26 protein-coding genes are annotated in these 25,044 nt (G+C 72.2%); 14 read left to right on the plus strand and 12 right to left on the minus strand.

The window, feature by feature from the left end; all coding sequences use genetic code 11:
- Window positions 1–36: 36 nt before the first annotated feature.
- Entirely contained in the window at window positions 37–906 is an 870-nt protein-coding gene (locus tag C7C45_RS16215; RefSeq protein ID WP_110564497.1) for a PhzF family phenazine biosynthesis protein, read from the minus strand.
- A 33-nt stretch (window positions 907–939) separates the two neighbouring features.
- On the opposite strand from C7C45_RS16215, the gene C7C45_RS16220 reads away from it, so the two are divergent.
- The 3 genes from C7C45_RS16220 (at window position 940) to C7C45_RS16230 (ending at window position 4,105) form a co-directional block, all read left to right on the plus strand.
- Window positions 940–2,226, plus strand: coding sequence for a magnesium transporter MgtE N-terminal domain-containing protein (locus C7C45_RS16220; protein WP_110564498.1), 1,287 nt, complete (start codon window positions 940–942; stop codon window positions 2,224–2,226).
- Window positions 2,219–2,869, plus strand: coding sequence for a DUF1003 domain-containing protein (locus C7C45_RS16225; RefSeq protein WP_110564669.1), 651 nt, complete (start codon window positions 2,219–2,221; stop codon window positions 2,867–2,869). Before C7C45_RS16220 ends, C7C45_RS16225 begins: the two co-directional genes overlap by 8 nt.
- 87 nt (window positions 2,870–2,956) lie before the next feature.
- Window positions 2,957–4,105 carry an Mrp/NBP35 family ATP-binding protein gene (locus C7C45_RS16230; protein ID WP_110564499.1) on the plus strand — a complete coding sequence of 383 codons (1,149 nt, stop codon included), beginning with the start codon at window positions 2,957–2,959 and terminating at the stop codon, window positions 4,103–4,105.
- Window positions 4,106–4,168: 63 nt separating this feature from the next.
- On the opposite strand, the gene C7C45_RS16235 is transcribed toward C7C45_RS16230, so the two are convergent.
- Window positions 4,169–4,591, minus strand: coding sequence for a twin-arginine translocase TatA/TatE family subunit (locus C7C45_RS16235; protein ID WP_110564500.1), 423 nt, complete (start codon window positions 4,589–4,591; stop codon window positions 4,169–4,171).
- 76 nt (window positions 4,592–4,667) lie between these two features.
- Window positions 4,668–5,957, minus strand: coding sequence for a S1C family serine protease (locus C7C45_RS16240; RefSeq protein WP_110564501.1), 1,290 nt, complete (start codon window positions 5,955–5,957; stop codon window positions 4,668–4,670).
- A gap of 611 nt (window positions 5,958–6,568) precedes the next feature.
- Between C7C45_RS16240 and C7C45_RS16245 the strand changes: the two genes are divergently transcribed.
- Window positions 6,569–7,141, plus strand: coding sequence for an O-methyltransferase (locus C7C45_RS16245; RefSeq protein WP_110564670.1), 573 nt, complete (start codon window positions 6,569–6,571; stop codon window positions 7,139–7,141).
- Between the two features lie 5 nt (window positions 7,142–7,146).
- Here the strand turns inward: C7C45_RS16245 and C7C45_RS16250 are convergent, their stop codons facing one another.
- Together C7C45_RS16250 and C7C45_RS16255 are read right to left on the minus strand one after the other, a co-directional pair.
- On the minus strand, window positions 7,147–8,622 hold the full coding sequence (locus tag C7C45_RS16250) for a leucyl aminopeptidase family protein (protein ID WP_110564502.1): 1,476 nt from the start codon (window positions 8,620–8,622) through the stop codon (window positions 7,147–7,149).
- A gap of 147 nt (window positions 8,623–8,769) precedes the next feature.
- Window positions 8,770–8,937 (minus strand): DUF3117 domain-containing protein, encoded by a 168-nt coding sequence (locus C7C45_RS16255; RefSeq protein WP_007455245.1) that lies wholly within the window; start codon window positions 8,935–8,937, stop codon window positions 8,770–8,772.
- Between the two features lie 190 nt (window positions 8,938–9,127).
- Between C7C45_RS16255 and C7C45_RS16260 the strand changes: the two genes are divergently transcribed.
- From C7C45_RS16260 to C7C45_RS16275, 4 genes are read left to right on the plus strand one after another with little or no spacing between them, the layout of a single operon-like run.
- Window positions 9,128–9,946 carry a PaaX family transcriptional regulator gene (locus tag C7C45_RS16260; RefSeq protein ID WP_110564503.1) on the plus strand — a complete coding sequence of 273 codons (819 nt, stop codon included), beginning with the start codon at window positions 9,128–9,130 and terminating at the stop codon, window positions 9,944–9,946.
- Between the two features lie 4 nt (window positions 9,947–9,950).
- The gene (locus C7C45_RS16265) at window positions 9,951–10,742 is read left to right on the plus strand and encodes an enoyl-CoA hydratase-related protein (protein WP_110564504.1); all 792 of its coding nucleotides are present in this window, start codon (window positions 9,951–9,953) and stop codon (window positions 10,740–10,742) included.
- A gap of 59 nt (window positions 10,743–10,801) precedes the next feature.
- A complete protein-coding gene (locus C7C45_RS16270) occupies window positions 10,802–12,100 on the plus strand; it encodes a DUF1800 domain-containing protein (protein ID WP_110564505.1) in 1,299 nt (432 codons plus the stop codon).
- Between the two features lie 14 nt (window positions 12,101–12,114).
- Window positions 12,115–13,356, plus strand: a complete 1,242-nt coding sequence (locus tag C7C45_RS16275) for a DUF1501 domain-containing protein (RefSeq protein ID WP_110564506.1) — start codon at window positions 12,115–12,117, stop codon at window positions 13,354–13,356.
- Here the strand turns inward: C7C45_RS16275 and C7C45_RS16280 are convergent.
- From C7C45_RS16280 to C7C45_RS16295, 4 genes are read right to left on the minus strand one after another with little or no spacing between them, the layout of a single operon-like run.
- Window positions 13,353–13,976, minus strand: coding sequence for a hypothetical protein (locus tag C7C45_RS16280; RefSeq protein WP_110564507.1), 624 nt, complete (start codon window positions 13,974–13,976; stop codon window positions 13,353–13,355). The two genes, C7C45_RS16275 and C7C45_RS16280, sit on opposite strands and share 4 nt — an antisense overlap.
- 24 nt (window positions 13,977–14,000) lie before the next feature.
- Complete coding sequence (locus tag C7C45_RS16285; RefSeq protein ID WP_110564671.1) at window positions 14,001–14,570, minus strand: DNA-3-methyladenine glycosylase I; 570 nt, start codon at window positions 14,568–14,570, stop codon at window positions 14,001–14,003.
- A gap of 43 nt (window positions 14,571–14,613) precedes the next feature.
- Window positions 14,614–15,111 (minus strand): SRPBCC family protein, encoded by a 498-nt coding sequence (locus C7C45_RS16290; RefSeq protein ID WP_110564508.1) that lies wholly within the window; start codon window positions 15,109–15,111, stop codon window positions 14,614–14,616.
- Window positions 15,108–15,716: a DivIVA domain-containing protein gene (locus C7C45_RS16295; protein WP_110564509.1), complete on the minus strand. Its 609-nt coding sequence runs from the start codon at window positions 15,714–15,716 to the stop codon at window positions 15,108–15,110. Before C7C45_RS16295 ends, C7C45_RS16290 begins: the two co-directional genes overlap by 4 nt.
- Before the next feature lie 156 nt (window positions 15,717–15,872).
- Between C7C45_RS16295 and folP the strand changes: the two genes are divergently transcribed.
- Window positions 15,873–16,742 carry a dihydropteroate synthase gene (folP, locus tag C7C45_RS16300; RefSeq protein WP_110564510.1) on the plus strand — a complete coding sequence of 290 codons (870 nt, stop codon included), beginning with the start codon at window positions 15,873–15,875 and terminating at the stop codon, window positions 16,740–16,742.
- 67 nt (window positions 16,743–16,809) lie between these two features.
- Here the strand turns inward: folP and ndhC are convergent, their stop codons facing one another.
- On the minus strand, window positions 16,810–17,187 hold the full coding sequence (gene ndhC, locus C7C45_RS16305) for an NADH-quinone oxidoreductase subunit A (protein WP_110564511.1): 378 nt from the start codon (window positions 17,185–17,187) through the stop codon (window positions 16,810–16,812).
- A 129-nt stretch (window positions 17,188–17,316) separates the two neighbouring features.
- Here ndhC and C7C45_RS16310 point away from each other — a divergent pair, with 129 nt between their 5' ends.
- The 3 genes from C7C45_RS16310 to C7C45_RS16320 all read left to right on the plus strand — a co-directional run bounded on the left by C7C45_RS16310 (window position 17,317) and on the right by C7C45_RS16320 (window position 21,973).
- Window positions 17,317–18,765 (plus strand): hypothetical protein, encoded by a 1,449-nt coding sequence (locus tag C7C45_RS16310; protein ID WP_110564512.1) that lies wholly within the window; start codon window positions 17,317–17,319, stop codon window positions 18,763–18,765.
- A gap of 333 nt (window positions 18,766–19,098) precedes the next feature.
- A complete protein-coding gene (locus tag C7C45_RS16315; protein ID WP_110564513.1) occupies window positions 19,099–20,946 on the plus strand; it encodes a 2-oxoacid:acceptor oxidoreductase subunit alpha in 1,848 nt (615 codons plus the stop codon).
- Window positions 20,939–21,973 (plus strand): 2-oxoacid:ferredoxin oxidoreductase subunit beta, encoded by a 1,035-nt coding sequence (locus tag C7C45_RS16320; protein WP_110564514.1) that lies wholly within the window; start codon window positions 20,939–20,941, stop codon window positions 21,971–21,973. The genes C7C45_RS16315 and C7C45_RS16320 overlap by 8 nt, the downstream gene beginning before the upstream one ends.
- A gap of 65 nt (window positions 21,974–22,038) precedes the next feature.
- Here the strand turns inward: C7C45_RS16320 and C7C45_RS16325 are convergent, their stop codons facing one another.
- Window positions 22,039–22,683: an FMN-dependent NADH-azoreductase gene (locus C7C45_RS16325; protein ID WP_244200406.1), complete on the minus strand. Its 645-nt coding sequence runs from the start codon at window positions 22,681–22,683 to the stop codon at window positions 22,039–22,041.
- An 82-nt stretch (window positions 22,684–22,765) separates the two neighbouring features.
- Here C7C45_RS16325 and C7C45_RS16330 point away from each other — a divergent pair, with 82 nt between their 5' ends.
- A complete protein-coding gene (locus tag C7C45_RS16330) occupies window positions 22,766–23,248 on the plus strand; it encodes a MarR family winged helix-turn-helix transcriptional regulator (protein ID WP_110564516.1) in 483 nt (160 codons plus the stop codon).
- A gap of 36 nt (window positions 23,249–23,284) precedes the next feature.
- Here the strand turns inward: C7C45_RS16330 and C7C45_RS16335 are convergent, their stop codons facing one another.
- Complete coding sequence (locus tag C7C45_RS16335) at window positions 23,285–24,298, minus strand: potassium channel family protein (RefSeq protein ID WP_110564517.1); 1,014 nt, start codon at window positions 24,296–24,298, stop codon at window positions 23,285–23,287.
- 194 nt (window positions 24,299–24,492) lie between these two features.
- Here C7C45_RS16335 and C7C45_RS35700 point away from each other — a divergent pair, with 194 nt between their 5' ends.
- Window positions 24,493–24,990 (plus strand): helix-turn-helix domain-containing protein, encoded by a 498-nt coding sequence (locus tag C7C45_RS35700; RefSeq protein ID WP_110564518.1) that lies wholly within the window; start codon window positions 24,493–24,495, stop codon window positions 24,988–24,990.
- Window positions 24,991–25,044: the final 54 nt, after the last annotated feature.

Genomic DNA, 25,044 nt, shown 5'->3' on the forward strand with positions numbered 1-25,044 from the left:
CGCACCTCGACCGGCGACGCGTAGGCCGTCTGGGTGTCAGCCCACGAACGGCGGGACGGCGATCTCACCCCGGGCCACCGGCACCACCTGACCGGCGACCGTCGCACCGACCGCCACACCGTTCGCCGCGGTGACCGTGCACGCCAACGCGGACGGGCGGTTCATCTCCACGCCCTGGCTGACCGCGTAACGGGACAGCCCCTCGCCCGGCAGCAGACCGGTCGCCACCAGCCAGACACCGAGGCCGAGCGCCGCCGAGCCGGTCGCCGGGTCCTCCGGGACACCCATCCCCGGTACGAAGACCCGGGCGTGCGCGGTTTGCGCGGCCGCGTCCCAGGAGAAAACGCTGACGTGCGACACCCCGTACCGCTGCGCCGCCGCCGCGTTCACCTGGGCGCGGGCCAACGACTCCGGCCGCACCGGCAGGTACGGGAACTCCAGCCCACAGCCGGCGACGCGCGGGGCAGGCCCGATGTGGTCGTCCGCGACCAGGCCGGCGATCTCCAGCAACGGCTCCGGATCCAACTCGGGCCCGAGGGTCGGAGTGCCACCGGTAAGCGTCGCCCCGGTCGCGCTCACCTCGATCGGCAGCACCCCGGCCCCACACTCCTGGGTGACCTGCCCCACACCGAACATGCCCCGCCGGCTCGCGGTGACCGCCGCGCCGACACTCGGGTGCCCGGCGAACGGCAACTCCTCGACCGGGGTGAAGATCCGGGCCCGGTAGGTGGCACCGACCTGGGTCGGTGGCAGCACGAACACCGTCTCGGAGAGGTTGAACTCCAGCGCGAGTGCCTGCATCTGCTCGGTGGCCAGCGCCTCCGCGCCGAACACCACCGCCAGCGGGTTGCCGGCGAAGGGGCGGTCGGTGAAGACGTCCACGATCTCGTAGGCCAAGGTCGACATGTTGATAAACACTAGGCGCTTAGGCTGGTGCCTGTGAGCACGCCGACCCGGGTCTACATCGCCCGTCTCGCCGGAGTCGCCGTCTTCGACCCGAACGGTGATCAGGTGGGCCGGGTTCGTGACGCCGTGGCACGGCTCCGGGCGACCAAGCGACCGCCGGAGGTGGTGGGCCTCGTCGCCGAGATGCCGATGCGTCGGCGGATCTTCCTGTCCATCAACCGGATCACCTCCATCGACGCGGACGCCGTCGTGCTCGGCTCCGGCACCCTCAACCTGCGCCGGTTCGAGAAGCGCCCGAACGAGCTGCTGGTGCTCCAGGAACTGCTGGACCGACGGGTGCAACTCGAGCCGGGCGGCCAGCCCGGCGCGGTCGTGGACGTCGCGATGGAGTGCACCCGGGGTGGTGAGTGGTCGCTGACCCGTGTCGCCGTACGCGAGCAGACCGGGCGGCTCAGCCGCCGCGGCCACCTGCACCAGGTCGAATGGGACCGGGTGCGGGGGCTCAGCGGCATCGCCGACAACCGGGGTACGGCGAACCTCCTCGCCGTCCTGGAGGACATGCGCCCGGCCGACTTGGCCAACGCTCTGCAGGACCTGCCCGACGCACGGCGCAACGAGGTCGCGGCCGCGCTGGACGACGAGCGGCTCGCCGACGTGCTCAGCGAGTTGCCGGAGCACGACCAGGTGGAGATTCTCGCCGCGCTGGACCGGGAGCGGGCCGCGGACGTGCTGGAGGAGATGGACCCGGACGACGCGGCGGACCTGCTCAACGAGCTGCCCCCACCGGAACAGGACGTGCTGCTGGACCTGATGGAGCCGGACGAGGCCGACCCGGTGCGTCAGCTCCTGAAGTACACGCCGGGAACGGCGGGCAGTGTGATGACCTCGGAGCCGGTGATCCTGCCGCCGGACGCCACCGTCGCCGAGGCGCTGGCCCGGATCCGGGAGCCACAGCTCTCCCCCGCCGTCGCCGCGCAGGTCTTCGTGACCCGGGCACCGCAGAACACCCCGACCGGCCGCTACCTGGGCATGGTGCACTTCCAGGCGCTGCTGCGCGAACCGCCGGCGGACCTGCTGGGCAAGGTGGTGGTCAACGACATCGACCCGCTGCGCCCGACCACCCCGCTGCCGGAGATCACCCGCCGCATGGCCACCTACGACCTGGTCGCCATGCCGGTGATCGACCGCAACAACCGGCTGGTCGGTGCCGTGACGGTGGACGACGTCCTGGACCACTCGCTACCCCGGGACTGGCGGGACCGCGATGCCCTGACCGCCCCGGGCGCCACCGACGCGGCACTGGATGGCGCGGATGGCTGAGCAGCGGCGTAACGAACGGCTCGACCAGCCCCGCGAGCCCCGGGGCATCAAGCTGCCCCGGTTCGACGCGGAGGCGTTCGGCCGGTGGTCCGAGGGCATCGCCCGGGGCATGGGGACCGCGAACTTCATCGTCGTCATGACGGTGGTGATCACGATCTGGTTCGTCTGGAACACGTTGGCACCGGCGGACCTGCGCTTCGACCCGTACACCTTCACGTTTTTGACCCTGGTGTTGTCGTTGCAGGCCAGCTACGCGGCGCCGCTGATCCTGCTGGCCCAGAACCGGCAGGCCGACCGGGACCGGGTGGCCCTGGAGGAGGATCGGCGGCGAGCCACCGCCCAGAAGGCGGACACCGAGTACCTGGCCCGGGAGATCGCCGCACTGCGGATCGCGCTGGGTGAGGTGGCCACCCGCGACTTCCTCCGCTCCGAGCTGGCCCGGCTGGCCGAGGAACTGGACGAGATGGGGCAGCGCCGGCAGCGCCTGGAGCGTCGCCAGCAGGAGAAGGACAGCCGGCAGGAGAAACGTGGTCAGCGGCCGACCGATGGTGTCGGCCTGGACGAACCACGCGACGACCTGGACGGCGACTTCGTCCGGGACGCCCGGCCGGACGGCACCGGGCCGCGCCGTTCGGACGGCTGACCAGCTCATCAGGGCGGGGTCATCGTTTGGCTCACACCGCCCCGGGCAACAGCGGCAGCGGATGCCCCGCGACGTAGCATTGCGGGCATGTCAGCACCCGTGAGCACCGTCGAGGACGCGATCCAGGCCGCCCTGGCCACCGTCAACGACCCGGAGATCCGCCGGCCCATCACCGAGCTGGGCATGGTCCGCTCCGCCACGATCGCTGCCAGCGGCGTCGTCCGGGTCGAGCTGCTGCTCACCGTCGCCGGCTGCCCGCTCAAGGACAAGCTGCGCAGCGACATCACCACCGCCCTCGCCGCGGTGCCCGGCGTCACCGGTGTGGAGATCGACTTCGGTGTGATGACCCCCGAGCAGCGACAGTCGTTGCAGTCGCAGTTGCGCGGCGGGGGTGCCAGCGAGGAGCCGGTCATCCCGTTCGCCCAGCCCGGCTCCCGCACCCGGGTGTACGCGGTGGCCAGCGGCAAGGGCGGCGTCGGCAAGTCCAGCGTGACGGTCAACCTGGCGGCGGCGCTCGCCGCCCGCGGGCTCTCCGTCGGCGTGGTCGACGCGGACATCTACGGCCACTCGGTGCCCCGGATGCTCGGCGCCGACGGACGGCCCACCCGCGTCGAGGACATGATCATGCCGCCGCAGTCGCACGGCGTGAAGGTGATCTCCATCGGCATGTTCACCTCCGGCAACGCCGCAGTCGTGTGGCGCGGCCCGATGCTGCACCGGGCCTTGCAGCAGTTCCTGGCCGACGTCTACTGGGGCGACCTGGACGTGCTCCTGCTCGACCTGCCTCCGGGCACGGGTGACGTGGCCATCTCGCTGGCCCAACTCCTGCCCAACTCGGAGATCCTGATCGTCACCACCCCGCAGACCGCCGCCGCCGAGGTGGCGGAGCGGGCCGGTGCGATCGCCCTGCAGACCCACCAGCGGGTGGTCGGCGTCATCGAGAACATGTCCTGGCTGGAGCTTCCGGACGGCTCCCGGATGGAGATCTTCGGCGCCGGGGGTGGCACAGCCGTCGCCGAATCGCTGAGCCGGACCATCGGCGCCCAGGTGCCGCTGCTCGGGCAGATCCCGCTGGACACCCGGGTCCGCGAGGCCGGCGACGCGGGCAACCCCATCGTGCTGGCCGACCCGGAGTCCCCGGCCGCGCAGGCGCTCGGCACGATCGCCGACCGGCTCGCGCTGCGCCGCGAGTCGCTGCTCGGCAAGCCGCTCGGCCTCAAGCCCGCCGGGCGCTGACCGTCGGAAACGCCATCAGCCCGCTGGCCCTTCGGCCGGCGGGCTGATCACCTTGCGGCTCGGTCAGGTGGCGTCGTCGTAGCTGGCGCGGGGCGCCGGCGTCGAGGGGCTGCTGGTGGCCGTGCCGGGCCGGGTGCCGTTGGACCGCAGGTCCGCAGCACTGGCCACGTCCTTCAGGTCGTCGTGCACGCCGCTGACGTCCGCACGCAGGTTGTCGTAGACGCCCTGCAGCGGCTTGCGGATCGCCGCCTCGTCCTCCTCGCTGAGGAGGTGCTTGCGGATGAACGCCTTCGGGTGCAGATCCTCCAGCTGGATGTCGGTGCCCAGCTCACGACTCAGGTCGCCGGTGGCGTTGCGGGCCATGTTGCGCAGATTGCGTACCAGCCGCAGGCCGTCGGTGATGACTGCGGGCAGCCGGTCACCGAAGATCAGCAGCGCCAGGAGCAGCAGCGCCCCGATCTCCCACCAGTTCAGGTTGTCCAACATCCCGCTGGCCTCCTCTCGGCCGTCAGCAGCAAGACTACGCACGCCGGATGGCGTGCGGACAAGGGGTGAGCGCTGTTCACTTCGCGTCCGCGGCGAGAGTTACCGACGTGTTCTGCCGGGCGGAGCCCCGCCGAAACTCGACGGTCACCACCGAGCCCGGCGCGAACTTGCGGACCAACGCGGTCAGGTCCGTCGGCTCGGTCATCGGCCGCCCATTGATCTTGAGGATCACGTCGCCGACCTTCAACCCGGCGCTGTCCGCCGGGCCGGACGGCTCCACCTCCGCCAACCGCAGACCACCCCCGGCGGGCCCGGTCGGGCCGTCCGGCCGGGCGCCGATCACCGTACGCCGGGCCTTGCCGGTGCCGATGATGTCCTGGGTCACCCGTTTGGCCTGGTTGATCGGGATGGCGAAGGCGAGCCCGATGTTGCCCGCCTCCTGCCCCTCAGCGACCAGTGACTTGATGGTGGAGTTCACCCCGACCACCCGCCCGGCGCCGTCGACCAGCGGGCCGCCCGAGTTGCCGTGGTTGACCGCGGCGTCGGTCTGGATGGCCGCGTAGTAGCGCACGGGGCCACCCGGCTCGCCGGCCTGCATCGTCCGGTCCAGGGCACTCACGATGCCGGCGGTGACCGTGTTGGCCAGTGACAGCGGCGAGCCGATGGCGAGCACCGGGTCACCGACCGCCAGCGCGTCGGAGTCACCGAACTCCACCGGCCGCAGCCCGGGACGACTCACCTTGATCACCGCGATGTCCGACTCCGGGTCCCGACCGACGATGGTCGCCGACGCGGTGGTGCCGTCGTTGAAGACCACCGAGGCCTTGCCGCTGCCACCGGCCACCACGTGATCATTGGTGATCACATGGCCGTCGGCGGTGGCGATGAAGCCGGAGCCCTCACTGGTCCCGCCGAGGCTGCTCACCCGGACGGTGACCACGCTGGGCAGGACACGTTCGGCGACACCGGCCAGCGACTCCGGCTTGCGCTGGGCCAGCGCGGGAGCCTCCGCCGGCGCACCGCCGAGCACCACCCCACCAGCGCCGCCGCGCACCGCGAACGCGTAACCCAGCGCGCCGCCGAGAGTGCCGGCCAGCAGCGCGGTGATCACGGGAATGAGCAACAGGTGGCGCAGCGTCGGCCGGCCCGGCGCGTCCGGATCGGTGACCGGCTCGGGCTCGGTGCCGGCCGCCACCGCCCCGGGCACCACCACCGCGGCCGGCGCCGCCGGGTCCCGCCATGGGTCGGCGAGCGCGTCCGACCACCAGGGCGAAGCACCCTCCGCGCCCGGCCCGCCCGCCGCCGGTGTCGGCCAGCCCGGCGACGGCCCGACGGACGGCACCGGCGGGTACCCGGATGTCGACATGCTGCCGGGCGGCGCGACAGGCGGATTGCCAGGCGGCACAACAGGTGTGCTGCCGGGCGGAGCGATCGGCGGGTTGCCGGGCGGCACAGCGGGCGTGCTGCCGGGCGGAGCGATCGGCGGGTTGCCGGGCGGCACAGCGGGCGTGCTGCCGGGCGGAGCGATCGGCGGGTTGCCGGGCGGCACAGCGGGCGTGCTGCCGGCCCCTGGTGTGGTCGGCGATCCCGGCGGGGCCCCTGCCCCGGGCGGTCGCGCCGCAGCCGGAGTCTCACCGCCCCGGCGCCACTCCCAGCCGTCGGTCACGTCGGTGCCTCCCAGTCCGTCCCCGGATCCCGCGCCGCGTCGCCCGGCCACGGGCCGGTTTGGTCGCGGCTGACGGGATACCGCCTCCAGGATTGCACGGATGTACGCGGTGGGGTCAGCGGTTGCCCCGGTGATCGCAACAGGCGGAGGCGCGGCTGCGCCCCGCGACGGTCGCCTCTACGCTCACAGTGCCAACCCGCCCCCGCACCACGCACCGCCCCCGGAGGTGCCCCATCGCCACGGTCGCCGGTTCCGGCAGTTCGACGGCCCAGGCTCAGCAGTTCGCCGAGTCTTACGTCACCGAGGATCTCGTGCTCCGCACCGCCCGCAGCCTCGCTCGGGAGGTCGGCCTCGACGCCGTCACCCCCGGCGCGGGAGCCGCGCTGCGGCTGCTGGCCGCCGCCGGCAACGCCCGCGCGGTGGTGGAGATCGGCACCGGCACCGGGGTGAGCGGAGTCTGGCTGCTGCGCGGCATGCGCGCCGATGGTGTGCTGACCACCATCGACCTGGAGGTGGAGCACCAGCGGATCGCCCGGCGGATCTTCGCCGAGGCGGGTTTCGCGGCCGGCCGCACACGGATCATCACCGGTCGTGCGCTCGACGTGCTGCCCCGGCTCGCCGACGGCGCGTACGACCTGGTCTTCGTGGACGCGGAGGCGACCGGCTTCCATGCCTGCGTGGAAGCGGCGCTGCGGCTGTTGCGCCCGGGGGGCGTGCTCGCGCTCAACGGCGTGCTGGCGGGCGGCCGGATCGGTGACCCGGCCGCCCGGGACGCGGAGACGGTGACCGTCCGCGAGACGATCAAGGCGGTGCGGGAGTCGGAGCACTGGATCCCCGCGCTGCTGCCGGTCGGGCACGGAGTGCTCGCCGCGGTGAAGTGCTGACCTGGTCAGTCGACGCTGGCCAGCCAGCGCAGCAACCACCGGACGCCCCAGCCGGTGGCGCCGCGGCTGACCTCGGCGTGGTCGCCGTCCGCCCAGGACGGCGCCGACATGTCCAGGTGCAGCCAGCGGTCCCGTAGTTCGCCGGTGAACTCGCGGAGGTAGAGCGCGGCCAGCACCGAGCCGGCACCCTGTGTCGGTGCGCTGTAGAGGTCCGCGATCTCGCTGCCCAGGTACTCGACGTAGTCACCGTGCAGGGGCATCCGCCATGCCGACTCGCCGGCCGCCTCGGCCGCGGCCAGCACGTCAGCGGCCAGTTGGTCGTTCTCGCTGTACAGGGCGGCGGTGCGCTTGCCCAGCGCCACCGCGTTGGCACCGGTGAGGGTGGCCAGGTCGAGCAGCAGGTCCGGTTCGAGCTGCCGCACCGCGTACGCCAGCGCGTCGGCGAGGACCAGTCGACCCTCGGCGTCGGAGTTGGTCGTCTCGCTTGTCATTCCGCCGTAGTGCCGGACGACGTCGCCGGGGCGGAACGCCGAGCCGCTGACCATGTTCTCGGCGAGCGGGGCCAGCGTGGTGACCCGGACCGGCAGCCGCAGCGCGGCGGCGCCGAGGGTGGCGGCGACGACCGCAGCCGCGCCGGCCATGTCCTTGCGCATCAGCTTCATCGCCGGCACCGGCTTGATCGAGATGCCGCCGGTGTCGAAGGTGATGCCCTTGCCGATCAGCACCACGTGCGTGCGCGCGTTGGCCGGATGCCAGTCCAGCTCGACGAGCCGGGGGCCGCTGGCCGAGCCGCCGCCCACGGCGAGGATCCCGCCGAAGCCCTCGGCGGCCAGCTCGTCCGGGCCACGGACCCGCAGTCGCAGGTCCGGCAGGTCGGCCGCGGCGGACGCCACCTCGTCGGCGAACCACTGCGGGGTCTTCACCGAGGAGGGGGTGTTGGTCAGGTCACGGGCGAGGTTGGTCATCGCCGCGGTGGTCCGGGCGGTGGCTACGGTGGCCTCGAACGCCGCCGGGTCGGCGAGCAGCAGATCGACATCGCTGAGCGCCGGCGCGTCGCCCGCGGTGGTCATCCGGAACCGGTACGGGGCGAGCAGCAGCCCTTCGGCCAACCCGCGTACCGCAGCCGGGGTCACCTCGGCCGGCAGGGCAATGGTGATATGCGTCTCACTGGCTGCGGAGCGGGCCAGGGCCGCACCGGCCGTCCGCCAGGCCGCCTCGTCGCCGTCGCCGATGCCGAGCAGCAGGAGCCGGCCGGGGGTGGCCCCGGGGCGTAGTTGGGTGTGGATCTCGCCCGCCCGGCCGGTGAGTCGGGCCGCCGGAACCAACGCGGCGGCCTCGTCGGCGGTGCCGCCGGGGGGTGCCACGGCGGTCGCCACGGGCTCGGCCGAGATGTCATCCGCCGCTGCCGGATCGGCGGGGCGGACAGGCAGGACGAGGACGTCGAGCCGGTCGGGCTCGGCGATCAGACGGATGGCGAGCACGCGGAACCGTACCTCCAGAGAAGTGTCGCGGAGCGGAAGCCAACCCGCCTGCCCGCGCCGATGAAGGCCCTGAGCCACCGGCGATACCGGTGACTCAGGGTCCGAAGAACGTTCCGGGCGGCCTGAGCCGCCCGGACCACTCCTTACTCAGCCGGCCGCTGCCTTCAACGCGTCACCGAGCGCGTTGGCCTCGTCGGGAGTCATCTCGACGACGAGCCGGCCACCGCCCTCCAGCGGGACCCGCATGACGATGCCCCGCCCCTCCTTGGTGACTTCCAGCGGACCGTCGCCCGTCCGCGGCTTCATCGCCGCCATGTTGTCTCCCCTCAGACCTACACCAGGGTCGGTGGGTTGCCCCACAGCCACTTCGTCACGACCACCCGCAACGGTCGCGGGGGTGTCGACCAACGATTTTCCCTGATGAACACCGCCGGACCCAAACCGGAGCAGCATTGATGTAACAGCATCTAGCTTATCTTGAGAAGGCCTGTCACAATGTGCGGTCATGCAGGCACGGTCGGCACTCTTCGACCTGTACGGCGACCACCTCCGTCCGAAGGGTGGCCGCGCACCGGTTGCCGCCCTGGTCAAGCTACTGGCGCCGCTGGGAATCGCACCGCCCGCCGTTCGCACCGCCGTGTCCCGGATGGTGCGTCAAGGCTGGCTCGAACCACTCCGGTTGGCCTCCGGACCGGGATATTCGATCACACCAAAAGCCGCCCGGCGACTCGACGAGGCAGCGGCCCGGATCTACCGGACCGGCCGGGTCACCTGGGACGGCCGGTTCGATCTGCTGGTGTTGGAGGCTCCGGGGTCCCGCCGGGACCGGCAACGGCTCGCCGCCAACCTGACCTTCCTCGGCTACGGCACGCTCGACGAGCAGACCTGGGTCGCCACCCGCCCCGCCGAGGACGTCGACCTGCTACTCGCCGAGGCCGGCATCCAATTCGAGCGGTTCACCGCCGCCCACTTCTCCGGCACACCCGGGGCGATGGGCGTGGTCCGCCGGGCCTGGAATCTGAACGAGATCGGCCAAGCCTACGAACGCTTCGTCGCCGACCAGCGCCCACTACTCGCCGCCGTCACCGTGCGCAGCAGCGACGAGGAGGCGTACGCGACCCGGTTCCGGCTCGTGCACGCGTGGCGTACCTTCCTCTTCCGGGACCCGCAGCTGCCCCCGGCGCTGCTGCCCGAACGCTGGCCCGGCACCGCCGCGGCCAGTTTCTTCGACCGGCACGCGGCCCGCCTGCGTCCGGCCGCCGACCGGTACGTCGAACAGTGCCTCGACGCCGGCAACCGCATCGTCCGACAGAAGGGTCGTTAGACACGTGACCGAGCCGCTGCTGGTCGACCGGACCGACGCCGTCGTCACCCTCACGCTGAACCGGGCGAACGCGATGAACGCGCTCGACGTGCCGCTCAAGGAGGCGCTGCGGGACGCCCTGGCCGAGTTGGAGACCGACCGGTCTTGCCGCGCGGTCGTGCTGGCCGGGGCCGGCGGATCGTTCAGCGCCGGTCAGGACCTGCGCGAGCACGTGGCCACCCTGGAAAACTCCGCCAGTGACCCCCTGGGCACCGTGCGGACGCACTACAACCCGATCGCGGCCCGGCTCGCCAACCTGCCCAAGCCGGTGATCGCCGCGGTCCGCGGAATGGCCGCCGGGGCGGGCGCGTCGCTGGCATTCCTCGCCGACATCCGCATCGGCGGCCCCACCACCAGTTTCCTGATGGCCTTCGCCAAGGTCGGCCTCGCCGCCGACACCGGCGCCTCCTGGACGCTGCCCCGGCTGGTCGGCCACGCCAAGGCGGTGGAGCTGCTGATGCTGGCGGAGCCGGTCCGCGCCGAGGAGGCCTGCCGGTTGGGTCTGCTCAACCGGTTGGTGGACGACGACGAGCAGGTGTTGCCGGCCGCCCAGGAGTTGGCCGCCCGCCTCGCCGCCGGCCCGACCGTCGCGTACGGGGCGATCAAGCGGCAGCTCTCCATCGCCGACGCCGGCACCCTCGCCGACGCCCTCGCGGCCGAGGCGCAGGCCCAGTCGATCTGCGGCGCCACCGCTGACCACCGGGCGGCCACGCTCGCGTTCGTCGGCAAGCAGAAACCGGTCTTCGAGGGACGCTGAACGCAATTCGCACGCCGCCTTTACCGTCCTCGAACAGGGGTCGCCTAGCGTCGGCGCGTATGAGCGATCGTGAAGCGGTGGCGCACCTGCTGCGCCGGGCCACCTTCGGGCCGACCGCAGACGAGGTGGACGCCGCCGAGCGGGCCGGGCCGGCGGCCACCCTGGACAACCTGCTCACCCCGGCCCGAACCGACCGTGGCGCGGCGGCCACACCGCCGCCGGTGCTGGCCGCGGACCCGTACGCCGAGCTGACCGGCGAGTCGACCCGCGAGCAACGGCAACAGGCCAACGCGGAGCGGCGCAAGCAGGTCCAGCAGGTCACCGCGTGGTGGCTGGACCGGATGGTGGCCGCCGAGGACGGGTTGACCGAGAAGCTGCTCTTCTTCTGGCACGGGCACTGGGCGACCAGCGTGCAGAAGGTCAAGTCGGCCCGGATGATGCAGGGCCAACTGGAGACGCTGCGCCGGCACGGACGTGGTCCGTTGCGCCCGCTGGTCGCCGCGATGGTGCGCGACCCTGCCCTGATCGTCTGGTTGGACGGGCAGAAGAACACCCGCAAGGCGCCGAACGAGAACCTGGCCCGCGAGCTGATGGAGTTGTTCACCCTCGGCATCGGCACCTACACCGAGGCCGACGTGAAGGCCGGCGCGCGGGCCCTGACCGGCTGGGTCGTCGACCGCCGAACCGGTGCCGCCCGCTTCGAGGCCCGCCGGCACGACCCCGGCGAGAAGACCATCCTCGGGCAGAGCGGCCGGTTCGACGCCGAGGCGTACGCCGGGCTGCTGGCCGCCCAGCCAGCGGCGACGACGTTCGTGGCCGGGCGGCTCTGGTTCCGCTACGCCGGCAACGACGTCCCGGCACCGCAGGGCCTGGCCGGCCCGGACACCATCGCGACCCTGCGGGCGATCTTCTCGTCGCCGGCCTTCGCGCAGACCCGGGGCACGCTGGTAAAGCAACCCGTGGAGTGGTTGGTCGGCGCGTTGCGGCAGCTCGGCATCCGACCCTCCGCCCTGCCCGAGCAGCAACACAAACAACTGCTGGCCGGTCTGAACGCGCTGGACCAGGTGCCGCTGCGACCGCCCAGCGTGGGCGGCTGGCCGGCCGGGGCCGCCTGGCTGACCACCTCGTCACTGCAGGCCCGGCTGCGGACGGCCGAAATGCTCGCCGCCGCCACGGCACCGGCGGTGCTGGCCCGGCTGACCGCCGCGCCCACCGCCGGCCGGCCCGACGCGCTGGCCCGGCTGCTGGTGGTCGACGGTTGGAGCGCGCGCACCCGCGCCGCACTCACCCCGCTGGCCGGCGAGCCCCGCAAGCTGCTGGCCGCCGGCCTGGTCAGCCCCGAATACACCGTCAGCTGAGCGGAGGAGTCGACATGGACACCCAGACCCGACGCAGGTTCCTGCTGACCAGCGGGGTGGTCGGCGCGGGCGCGTTGGCCGCCGGCGCCGGCGCGTACCGCCTGCGGGACCTGCTGGACACCGCCGGGGACCGCGATCCGCAGGCTCGCACGCTGGTGCTGGTGACGCTGTACGGCGGTAATGACGGGCTCAACACCGTCATCCCGTACGGCGACCCCGCCTACCGGGCGGCCCGCCCCGAGCTGGCGTACCCGGACGGGGAGGTGCGGCGGTTGGACGACGGCTTCGGCCTCAACCCGGCACTGGCCGGCCTGCACCAACGCTGGTCCGCCGGTGGGCTGGCGATCGTGCGTGGGGTCGGCTACCCGAAGCCGGACCGCAGCCATTTCCGGTCGATGGACATCTGGCACACCGCGCAGCCCGACCGGCCGGGCAACACCGGCTGGCTGGGTCGGTGGCTGGACCAGGCGGGGGGCGACCCCCGGCTGGCGGTCTCCTTCGAGCCGGCGCTGCCGCCGCTGCTGGCCGGGGAGCGGAGCGCGGGTGCCGCGGTGCCGGTGAGCGACCGGAAGGCCACCAAGGGGCTGCCCGCGGAGACACTGACCGCGCTCGCCGCCGCCGAGGCGGGTGAGTCGGCGGCCCGGGGTCGGGCTGCCGCCTGCTTCGCCGACCTGCGGTCGGTGGACGAGATGATCCGCGAGGTACGCGACTCCGCCGACCCGGCAACGGCGGACCCGGACGGCGAGCAGGCCCCCGCGACGGCCACCGGCGGGGCACGCACACCCCTGGACGCGCAGTTGGACCTGGTCGCGCAGTGCGTCGAGGCGGGAGTGTCCACCCGGGCCTTCTCGGTGTCGCTGGGCGGCTTCGACACCCACGCCGACGAGAAGCAGTTGCAGGCCGTCCTGCTGGGTCAGCTCGACCGGGCGTTGACCGGGTTCGCCGACCGGATGAGCCGCACCGAGGCGGGCCGGAAGGTGGTGGTGGCGGTCTACTCCGAGTTCGGCCGCCGCGTCCGGGCCAACGCCTCGGACGGCACCGACCACGGCACCGCCTCCGACCTGCTGCTGCTCGGTGCGGGCGTACGCGGTGGTTGGCACGGGGACGCGCCCAGCCTCACCGACCTCGACGACGGCGACCTGAAGTACACCACCGACTTCCGGGACGTCTACGCCACGCTGCTGGAGCAGGTGCTGGGCACCGACCCGGGCCCGGTGCTCGCCGACTGGAAGGGCCGCGTGGACGGACTTTTCTAGTCGTCCTCTTCCGGGTCCTGGTTGGCCTCGGCACCCAGCACGAACGCCTGCATGGCCAGCTCGTCGCCGGCCGGCGAGACGAAGGCGGGCAGCTCACGCGGGCCCAACTCCTGCACGTACGACCAGAACAGCCGGACCGCCTCCGCCGGCGTGCCGGCCTCGATCGGCAGGTCGAGGCTGACCAGCCAGGTGCGCCGTGCCGGGGGCGGGCCGAGCTGGTCGGCCAACGCCCGGAAGGCGGCGGACTCCAGCGCGGTGACCGGCCCGTCGAGTGTCAGCAGGTCGGCCGGCACCGGCTCGTCGAAGGCCCGCCGGGTGTACGCCACGACGAGCGTCCCCGGCTCGACCGGGGACTGCGGGTCGTCGGGATCTTCGCGGTGGCGCTGACCCGGCGCGGTGACCCGACCGAGCGCCACCAGCCGCGGCGGCGCGTCGACCAGCACCGCAACCTGGTCTCCCGGCCCCGGTCGGGCGGCGTCAGCCAGCCCGGTCAGCTCCAGCGTGTCGTGGTGCACGAGCCGCTCGGCCTCGTACCGCTCGGCTGGCAGCAGCACGGCCCAGGTGCCCACGCCGTCGGCACGGCCGGACCCACCGGCCCGGTACGCGGTCTCGGTCGTCATGCCTGCATCCCATCATGCCGACGGTCAGAGGGTGACGTGACATCCGACGATGTGATCGTCGACCATGCCGGTGGCCTGCATCAGCGCGTACGCGGTGGTCGGGCCGACGAACCGGAAGCCCCGCTTCTTGAGTGCCTTGGCCATCGCCGTCGACTCCGGGGTGATCGGCGCGAGCTCGGCGAACGAGGCGAGGCGTGCCGGTCGCGGCTCCGGCGCGAAGGACCAGAGCAGGTCGGACAACCCTTCCGGCAGCTCCAGTGCGGCGCGGGCGTTGACGATCGCCGCCTCGATCTTGGCCCGGTTGCGGACGATGCCGGCGTCGGCGAGCAGCCGGGTCACGTCGGCGTCGTCGTAGCCGGCGACGGTCGAGATGTGGAACTCGTCGAAGGCCAACCGGAACGCCGGGCGTTTGCGCAGGATGGTCAGCCAGGACAGCCCGGACTGGAACGCCTCCAGCGTCATCCGCTCGTAGAGCGCGTCGTCGCCGCGCAGCGGCCGCCCCCACTCGGTGTCGTGGTAGATGGCGTAATCGGGGGTGCTCGACCCCCAGGCGCAGCGGGCCAGCCCGTCCGCGCCGATCACCAGGTCAGTCACCTCGTACACGTTAGTGCGGGCGGGGAGCCGGCTCCGGGCGTGGTCAGGGCAGCCGGCCCTGCTCGACCAGACGGGCGAACCTCTTCAGCGCCTGGGTGAGGCCGAGCTTGGAGCCGGGCCAGAGCACCGGCCAGGCCAGTCGACCCGCCCGCCCGCCCGGCAGGTGGAACCACTCGTGCCAGACGACCTGGGTGCGGGCTCGACCCAGCTGGGTGCAGCGCAGCACGCCCGGGCCGCGCAGCAGTTGGCCGTAGTGCACCACGCCGATCTCGTACGGCTCGTCGACCCGGACCACCCGCATCTCGTCGCGCAGCGTGGCCCGACCCACCGCGGTCACGGCCTCGATCCGGCTGCCCTCGCGGCCGTCGCCCTCGACCACCCGGACCCGGGTGAACGGGATCCAGTCGGACTGACGTTCCCAGGCGAGCAGCGCGGCGAAGACCCGCTCCGCCGGGGCGTCGACGATCACCGTGGCAGTTACCTCACCGGCACCGGGTTGGGCGGCCGCACGAAGATCGTCGGCGCCACCCGGACCGGTCACGCCGACTCCGACCGAACCGCCGCGCCGTGTTGCCCGGTGCCGTCGGTGGGCGTGCCGTCGGTCTGCTCACGATCGGCGGGCTCGCCGCCAGCGGGCACGACTGCCGGTGCCACCCCGTCGGAATCCGCCGGGGACGAGCTGGCGCCGGGCAGCGGGCCCGCGTCGGTCGAGCCGACCGGGGCGTCCGCCTTGTCGGCCGGCGACACCTCCGCGCCCGGCTCCGCCGCGTCGGCGTTCGTCACCTTGCGGATCGACTGCTCACGGGCATCGCGCAGCGCGTCCGCGTCGTCGGTGCGGCCCTCACGCAACGCGATGACCTCCGACTCCAGCACGCTGATCAGCTCCGACTTGTAGCCGATGTCGTAGGCGGCGCGGCGCATCGCCTGATCGACCTGGGCCATCCGGTACCCGCGCAACCCGGTGTCGAAACGGACCGCACCCACATCGGATTCGCGCAACGGCCGGTCGCTCGGCAACGCCACGGCCTGCGAATCCGGCTCGGCGGGCGCCAGGCCGGGATCACGGCCGCTGACCAGCACCGTCACACCGAATATCACCGCCGCGACGGTCAATGCCACGACCAGAAGGAGCAGAAGCTGACCCATGTACTGATCGTGGCATGGCAGCCGGCCAGGAGCGACCCCGCCACCCGTCCCGATCAGGATCCGTACCGACGCCCGCCCGGAGTCCTGGCCAGCCGACGGACTAGCGTCGGGATCGGCCGACGCGGCGGCGGCGGTGCGGATTCTCAGGAGGCGGGCATGGCCGGGGCGCTTCGGCTGGGTGGGCGCACGTTCGCCCCCGACGAGCTGGTGGTGATGGCGATCATCAACCGCACACCGGACTCGTTCTTCGACCGGGGGGCCACCTTCGCCGCCGACAGCGCACTGCGCGCGGTGGAGCGGGCCGTGGACGAAGGCGCGGCGATCATCGACATCGGCGGGGTCAAGGCCGGCCCCGGGGTGGACGTGGGCGTCGCCGAGGAGATCCGCCGCACGGTGGACACCATCGCCGCCGTCCGGGCCGCGTTTCCGGAGGTGGTGATCTCCATCGACACCTGGCGTGCCGAGGTGGCGACGGAGGCCGTGGCCGCCGGCGCCGACCTCCTCAACGACACCTGGTCGGGCGCCGACCCGACCCTGGCCGGGGTGGCCGCGCAGACCGGCGCGGGCCTGGTCTGCTCGCACGCCGGCGGCCTGGTCCCACGGACCAGGCCGCACCGGGCGGCCTTCGAGGACGTGGTCGCCGATGTGGTCGCGACGGTGACCGGGCTCGCCGAGCGCGCGGTGGCGGCAGGGGTACGCCCCGACGGCATCCTCATCGACCCCGCACACGACTTCGGCAAGAACACCCGGCACTCCCTGGAGATCACCCGACGGTTGGACGAGTTGACCGGAACCGGTTGGCCGGTGCTGGTGGCGCTCTCCAACAAGGACTTCATCGGTGAGACGCTGGACCTGCCGGTGCCCGAACGGCTGGAGGGGACCCTCGCCTCGACGGCCGTCTCGGCGTGGCTGGGCGCCCGGGTGTTCCGGGCCCACCAGGTCGGCCCGACCCGCCGGGTACTGGACATGGTGGCCTCGATCCGAGGCGATCGGCCGCCCGCGGCGACCCGCCGGGGCCTGGCCTGACCGGTCGTCGCCGCAACCGACCGCGAACGGCCGTACCGACCGGCACGATCGCCGGAGGTCGCGACGCTCAGGTCCAGCGGAGGATGTTCCTGCGCCAGGCATAGAGAATGCCGAGCGCGAGCACCGCCACGAACACCGCCATCTCCACCACCGTCGCCAGACCGAAGCCCGGCCGGTCGAAGACCACCGCCCAGGGGAAGAGGAACACCGCCTCGACCGCGAACAGCACGTACAGGTACGCGTACACGTAGTAGCGGATCTGCATCTGTGCCCAGTCGGCACCGACCGGGTCGAGCCCGCACTCGTAGCTGGCCCGTTTGCCGGGCGGATCGGCCGGACGCGCGGGACGTAACACCCGGTTGGCCGAGAACGCCGTAACGAAGAACAGAACGCTGGCGAGCAGCAGGAGCCCGAGCGTCGCGTACGAGCCCAGGTATCCGGTCACAGCCGGGAGCTTACCGTCCGTCCGGAAGGGCCGTCCCAAACACGTTACGGATTTGTTTCCGGACGGGACTAGTGCGCTGGGGCAACTGTTACCGACCATTGGACACCCACCAATGTCACCGGAGGACAGATGGCCCGCGTGAAGGCATCGCCCGGTGATCGGGCGCAGGGGCGGCGTTCCACGCCCCTGCTGGCGACCGCCCTCGCGCTCGGCCTGCTCGCGGCGCTCGCCGTCGGGCCGGCCTGGGCCGGCGCGGCAATGCCGGACGCGGACCCGATCGTGTCGCTGACCGACCCGGTGAGCGAACCCGGGGGTGACCCCGAGCCCACCCCGTCGGAGGAACCGCCCCCGACCGAGGAGCCTGGCGGCAGCCCGGTGCCGACCGACCCGGCACCGGAGACCACCGCGCCGCCGCCGGAGACGACACCGCCGGCACCGGAGACCACCGCCCCGGAGGTGCCGCCGCCACCGACCACCACCGTGCCGGGCGGGCCGCCCACACCGGCGCCCCCGACGCCCCCGGTGCCGCCCGCTCCCCCGGTCCCGCCGGTCCGCCCGCCCGCCCCGGGACCGCCGACACCGGCGCCGAATCCGCTGGGCGTACAGGTCACCACCCAGGACGTCACCCTCACCGGCGCGTACTGGAACGCGGCCAGCACGGACACCACCTTGCAGGTCACGGTCAACAACACCGGCACGGCCGCGCAACGGATCCGGCTCTCGTACACGCTGCCGGCCGGGCTGACCGACGCCGGGACGAAGGGTTGCGCCGCCGCCGGCGGCGGCGCGTACCGCTGTGGGGCCTGGACGGCCGAGGCTGGGGTCCGGTTCAGCGCTCTGCTCCGCCTGCGGGTCGACGGCACCGCGTGGAGGCGGATGCCCCTCGCCGGCTCCGTCCAGGTCGTCGCTGACGCTCCGGGCGTGCCCGGGGAAGCGGCCGACGACCAGGGCTTCGCGGTGCTCTTCCCACCCGGTCCGCCGGTGCCCGGGATCGCACTGGCCGCCGACGAGGTGGCGTTCGACATCAGCGGCGCCGCGAGCAACCTCACGCTTCGGCTGGGCAACACCGGGCCGGTGGACGCCGCCGGCCGGGTCGAGGTCGTCCTGCCGGCCGGGGTGACCGTTCCGACCCCGCCGCCCGGCTGCGCGGCGGTCGACGAGGCCCGGACCCGCTGCGACACGGGCCCGGTGCTGGCGGGCAAGACCGCCGAGTTGCGGTTGCCGGTGGAGGCGACACCGCAGGCTCAGCGGGAAGCGCCGTTGTCCGGTGCCGTGATCGGCCAGCTCGACCCGCGCAGCGGTCAGACCCGACAGGTGCAGATGAGTTTCCGGATCACCGCGGCGGCCGCGCTGGCCACACCGGTGGTCTCACCGCCCGCACCGACCGGCTCCCAGGGCGTACTTCCGGGCGGCGCCGCCGACGGCGACGGCGGGATGACCTCGGTGCAGCGCACCGCGATCATCCTGATCGTGGTCTCCGCGCTGCTGATGGTGCTGGCGCTCACGCTGGCCACCACCTCGCTGCGCCGCCGGCTCTCCGGCCCGGCCGCCCAGCCCGTTACCGACCCCGCCGACTGATCGACGGTCGACCCGGCGGTGATCTGAATTACGGCGGGCAGGGCGTAAGAGCGCAAACAAGGGCATTTTTCGGCCCAGCGGGGTCCCAGTCGGCGGACCTCCGGGGAGGGTTGAGGGCTGCTTGGACGTAGGCTCTCAGATGAGGAACGACAGCGGCCGGACCAGCCTGGGGCGGTGCGGTTAAACGTTGCGTCAAGGAGGTCCCGTGGCCGGGCAAGGCGAGGTCACCATCAGGTTCAGCCGCCCGCGCGACCACGCGCAGCGAGGTGCGGGCGTGAGCGCGAGGAGTGAGCCGGTTTTGCGAGCCCCGCAGTCGCGAACGAAGGTGGCACAGTGACCAAGCAGATCCGTCAACTTGACCGGGTGGTCATCCGGTTCGCTGGTGACTCCGGCGACGGCATGCAGCTGACCGGTGACCGGTTCACCTCGGAGACCGCGCAGCTCGGCAACGACATTTCCACGTTGCCGAACTTCCCCGCCGAGATTCGGGCTCCTGCCGGCACCCTGCCGGGCGTGTCGAGCTTCCAGGTGCACTTCGCCGATTACGACATCCTCACCCCGGGCGACGCGCCAAACGTGCTGGTGGCGATGAACCCGGCGGCGTTGAAGGCCAACCTCGCCGACCTGCCTCGCGGCGCCGACATCATCGTCAACACCGACGAGTTCACCAAGCGCAACCTCGCGAAGGTCGGCTACCAGGCCAGCCCTCTGGACGACGACTCGCTGGCCGGCTACGTCGTGCACCCGGTGGCGTTGACCTCGATGACAGTCGGCGCGTTGGCCGCCTTCGAGGTGTCCAAGAAGGACGCCGAGCGATCGAAGAACATGTTCGCCCTGGGCCTGCTCTCCTGGATGTACTCGCGGCCGTACGAGTCGACGCTGCGCTTCCTGGAGCGCAAGTTCGCGGCCCGTCCGGAGCTGGTCGCGGCGAACGTTGCCGCGTTCAAGGCGGGTTGGAACTTCGGCGAGACCACCGAGGACTTCGCGGTTCGTTACGAGGTCAAGCCGGCGAAGATGAAGCCGGGCACCTACCGCAACATCACCGGCAACGCGGCACTCTCCCTGGGGTTGGTCGCTGCCGGGGTGCGTTCGGGGTTGCCGGTGTTCCTCGGCGCGTACCCGATCACGCCAGCGTCGGACATCCTGCACGAGTTGAGCAAGCACAAGCGCTTCGGCGTGACCACCATGCAGGCCGAGGACGAGATCGCCGCGGTCGGTGCGGCGCTGGGCGCCTCCTACGGCGGGTCGCTCGGGGTGACCACCACCAGCGGCCCGGGCGTGGCACTCAAGAGCGAGACGATCTCCCTCGCGGTGGCGTTGGAGCTGCCGCTGGTGATCGTGGACGTGCAACGCGCCGGCCCGTCGACCGGTATGCCGACCAAGACCGAGCAGGCCGACCTCAACATGGCCCTCTACGGTCGGCACGGTGAGGCACCGGTCGCGGTGATCGCGCCCCGGTCGCCGTCGGACTGTTTCTTCGCGGCGTTGGAGGCGGCCCGGATCGCGTTGACCTACCGCACCCCGGTGATCCTGCTGTCCGACAACTACGTCGCGAACGGCTCGGAGCCGTGGCTGCTGCCCGACGTGGAGTCGCTGCCCGATCTGCGGGTCGACTTCGCCACCGAGCCCAACGGTGCGGACGGCACCACCTTCCTGCCCTACCTGCGCGATCCGGAGACCCTGGCCCGCCCGTGGGCGATCCCCGGCACGGCAGGGCTGGAACACCGGATCGGTGGTCTGGAGAAGGCCGACAAGACCGGCGACATCTCCTACGACCCGGCCAACCACGACTTCATGGTGCGTACCCGGGCCGCCCGGATCGAGACGATTCCGGTCCCGGACATCGAGGTCGAGGACCCCGACGGCGACGCCCGGGTGCTGGTCCTCGGTTGGGGCTCGACGTACGGGCCGATCGGCGCCGCCTGCCGCGGCGTCCGCCAGCGTGGCCTCTCCATCGCCCAGGCGCACCTGCGGCACCTCGCACCGATGCCGGCGAACCTCGGTGAGGTGCTGCGCTCCTACGACAAGGTCGTCATCCCGGAGATGAACCTGGGTCAGCTCGCCCACGTCATCCGGGCCCGCTACCTGGTCGACGCGATCAGCTACAACCAGGTCCGCGGCCTGCCGTTCACGGCCGCCGAGCTGGAGACGACGCTGGAAGAGGTCCTGAAGAATGTCTGAGCCCGTCGCCCTCAAGCTCACCGCGAAGGACTTCAAGTCCGACCAGGAGGTGCGCTGGTGCCCCGGCTGCGGTGACTACGCCATCCTGGCGGCCATCCAGCAGTTCATGCCGGAGCTGAACATCCCCCGGGAACGCACCGTCTTCGTCTCCGGGATCGGCTGCTCGTCGCGTTTCCCGTACTACATGAACACCTACGGGATGCACTCCATCCACGGCCGCGCCCCGGCGATCGCGACCGGCCTGTCGGTGTCCCGGCCGGATCTGTCGGTCTGGGTGGTGACCGGCGACGGTGACGCCCTGTCCATCGGTGGCAACCACCTGATCCACGCGTTGCGGCGCAACGTCAACCTCAAGATCCTGCTGTTCAACAACCGGATCTACGGTCTGACCAAGGGTCAGTATTCTCCGACGTCCGAGGTCGGCAAGGTCACCAAGTCGACTCCGGCCGGCTCGGCGGACGCCCCGTTCAACCCGCTCTCGCTCGCCCTCGGGGCGGAGGCCAGCTTCGTCGGCCGGACCATCGACTCCGACCGCAAGCACCTGCAGTCGGTGCTGCGGGCCGCCGCCGAGCACGAGGGTTCGGCGTTCGTGGAGATCTACCAGAACTGCAACATCTTCAACGACGGGGCGTTCGAGCAGCTCAAGGATCCGGCTACCCGGGACGACTACCTGATCCGCCTGGAGCACGGGCAGCCCATCACCTTCGGTGCCGACGGGCAGTTCTGCGTGGTGCACCCGCCGGGCGCGTTCGGCCTGGAGGTCCGGGAGACCAGTTCGGTCCGCCCGGAGGAGATCGTCGTGCACGACGCCACGGTGACCGACCCGGCGTACGCCTTCGCGCTGTCCCGGCTGCCCGGCCTGGACCTGCGCAACACTCCCATCGGAGTGTTCCGCTCGGTGGACCGACCGTCCTACGACAGCGTGGTGCAGGGACAACTCGCCGCCGCCAAGGCGACGGTCACCGAGACCCCCGAGCAGCAGCTCGCCGGGCTGCTGGCCAGCGGCGACACCTGGACGATCCTCTGACCCGTACCGCGTGACGAGAGCGGCCGTCCCCGGACCGGGGGCGGCCGCTCTCGTCGTATCGGTGTTCAGCGCTGGGCCGAGGCCGGCGTCCAGAGGTTGTCGATCTCCTTCTCGGTCGCCGCGAGGCTCGCCTCGTGCAGCGGGATCAGCTCGGCCATCGCCGGGACCGAGGGGGCCAGGGTCAGCTCGGTGCTGATGAAGCGCGGCTCCAGGCCGGTCATCGACAGGCCGTGCGGGAGCCACTGCTCCGCGTGGTCCCAGCCGTGGCGTGGGGTGCCCTCGCCGTAGCCGCCACCCCGGGTGGCCAGTACGACGAACTCGCGGCCGGCGAGCAGGCCCTCCTGCGTCGTCGGGTCGTAGGTGAGGCCGGCGACGATCAGGTGGTCGACCCAGGACTTGACGCTGCTGGGCGCACCGTAGTTGTAGAGCGGAAGCCCGAGCAGCACGACGTCGGCCTGCTTCACCTCGTCGACCAGGCGCTCGCTGAGCTCCCAGGATGCACGCTGCGCCGGGGTGTGCTGGTCCGGCGGTGTCATCCGGGCCAGTCCGCCCGCCGCGTCCAGGTGCGGCAGTGGTTCCGCGCCCAGGTCCCGGTAGGTCACCGTGCCGTCCGGATGGGCGGCACGCCACGTGGCGACCGCGCGGGCCGTGAGCCGCCGGCTGACCGACCAGTCACCCCGAATGCTCGAGTCGATATGCAGCAGATGCATTATTCCTCCTTCAAGGATCGTCTGTGCAGCACCAACTATTTATACCAGGCAGATGTTCCGGCAGCTCGGTAGACTGGGTCACATGTCCGCCCCGCCGCTCGACCCCTCGGAGCACCGCTCGGGCGCACTCCTGGACCATCTGGCCCGGCGGATGCGGCTGCGGTCCGAGACGGTGCTGGCGCCGCTGGGCCTACGCCCCCGGCATCTGGTCGCGCTCACCGTGCTGCGCGCCGGTGGCGGCACCAGCCAGCAGGCGCTCGCCACCATCCTGGAAATGGACAGCACCAACATCGTCGGGCTGCTCAACGACCTGGAAGCGGAGCAACTGGTCGAGCGGCGGCGCTCACCCGAGGACCGCCGCCGACACGTCGTCGAACTCACCCAAGACGGGGCAAAACGCCTCAGCGAGGCCGAATGCGCCCTCGCCGGTGCGGAGGACGAAGTGCTCGGGGCACTGGACCCCAACGAACGGGAGACGCTCTACGAGCTGCTTCGGCGGGCCGCAGCCACCACCTCGCCGATCAACTGCACCGAGGTGATCTGCGCGGGCGACGAACCGCTCTGACGCCGCAATCTGCCAACCAGGGCGGCGGTGGAACGGTCAGGCGGTCGTCGCCGACTGCGGGCGGTCGTCGCGCACGTGCACCAGCATGTCGCCGGTCTCGATCACCGCGCCGGCCCGGTCGGCCAGGGTGACCACCTTGCCCCGCCGCACCAGGGCGATCACCAGTGACTCCAGCTCGCGCGGCGAGCGACCCACCTCGTCCCGTTCCGCCGAGCGCATCGCCAGCGCCATGCCCTGGCCCGGCGTGAGCAGATCCTCCACGACGTCGATCAGCGGCGGCGCCGAGGTGGACAGGCCGAGCAGCCGGCCCGCGGTCGCCGAGGAGACGATCACGTGGTGCGCACCGCTCTGCTTGAGCAGTGGCGCGTTCTCCGCCTCCCGCGCCGCCGCGATGATGCGGACCTGCCCGGCGGTGAGCTGACGCACCGTCAGCGCGACCAGCACCGACGCGTCGTCACTGTCGGTCGCGATGATCACTGCCTTCGCGTTCTTGACGTGGGCCTCGTTCAGCACCGACGAGCGGGTCGCCGAGCCCTCGATCGCCACCAGCCCGGCGGAGGTGGCCTGCCGCAGGGCGGTGGCGCTGCGCTCCACCACCACGATCCGCGAGCGGTCCAGACCGTTCTCCATCAGGGCGGAGACCGCGCTGCGCCCCTTGGTGCCGTAGCCGCAGATGATGACGTGGTCCTTCACGGCTCTCCTCCACCGCGACAGGCGACGGCCGGTCCGGTACTGCTCGGTCAGAACTTCCAGGGTGGTGCCGACCAGGATGATCAGGAAGATCACTCGGGCCGGGGTGATGAAGAGGACGTTGACCAGCCGGGCCGACGGCGCGGCCGGGGTGATGTCGCCGTAGCCGGTGGTCGAGAGCGACACGACCGCGTAGTAGAAGCAGTCGAGCAGGGTGAGGCCGTCCTCGTTGACATCGCGGTAGCCGTCCCGGCCCAGGTAGACCGCGGCGACCACGGCGAAGACCAGGCCCAGGGCAGCGGCGAGCCGGAGGCTCAGCGCGCTCAGCGGGCCCCGGCGCTGCGCGGGAAAATGGATCACCGTCGAACCTGTTCCGCCACCGTCGCCTGCACGCCCACAACATAGCGGGTACGTCATGCCCGGCACGTCCGGGTTGCACACCGGACGACCGGCACCGGTCGAAACGGCGGCGGACCCCCACGGGACCGCCGGCCGGTCCGGCAGCGGGCATGATGGGAGTGTTCCCCGGACGACGACCGCGAGGTGAGGTCCCCATGTCGTTACTACGACGAGTGATCGGCGGGGTGCTGCGTCGCCACCGCCAGCGCCAGGGCCGCACGCTGCGGGAGGTGGCCGCGTCGGCCGACGTCTCGGTGCCCTACCTGTCGGAGGTGGAGCGAGGTCGCAAGGAGGCGTCGTCGGAGGTGCTCGCGGCGATCTGCCGGGCGCTCGGCATCAGCCTCGCCGACCTGCTCGGGGAGGCCCGCGACGACATGCGGAGGGTCGAGCCTCGCCTCCCGTCCGCGCCGCGCGCCGTGCTGACCCACCTGGAGCGGGTCGATGCGACTCGACGCGAGATCGGCAACGCCACCCTGCTGGTGGGTCCACGCATCGGCGGGTTCGTCCTGCACCGCGAGCCGGAGGTGAGCGAGCCCACCCTCAGCGTCGACGCGATGGCCTCCGCCGGTGGCTCGCACCCCGGTCCGCGTACCGCCGCTTTGGCCGACAGCGCGCAGACCCGCCTGGGCCTGCGGCAGCTGACCGCCGCGTAGGCCGCGCGGTTCTGCCGTCGGCGGATCTGCCGGCGGCAGAACCCCTGGGCCAGC

Origin of the sequence: Micromonospora arborensis (genome assembly GCF_003205615.1) — a bacterium.
In the GTDB taxonomy this organism is placed as follows: domain Bacteria; phylum Actinomycetota; class Actinomycetes; order Mycobacteriales; family Micromonosporaceae; genus Micromonospora; species Micromonospora arborensis.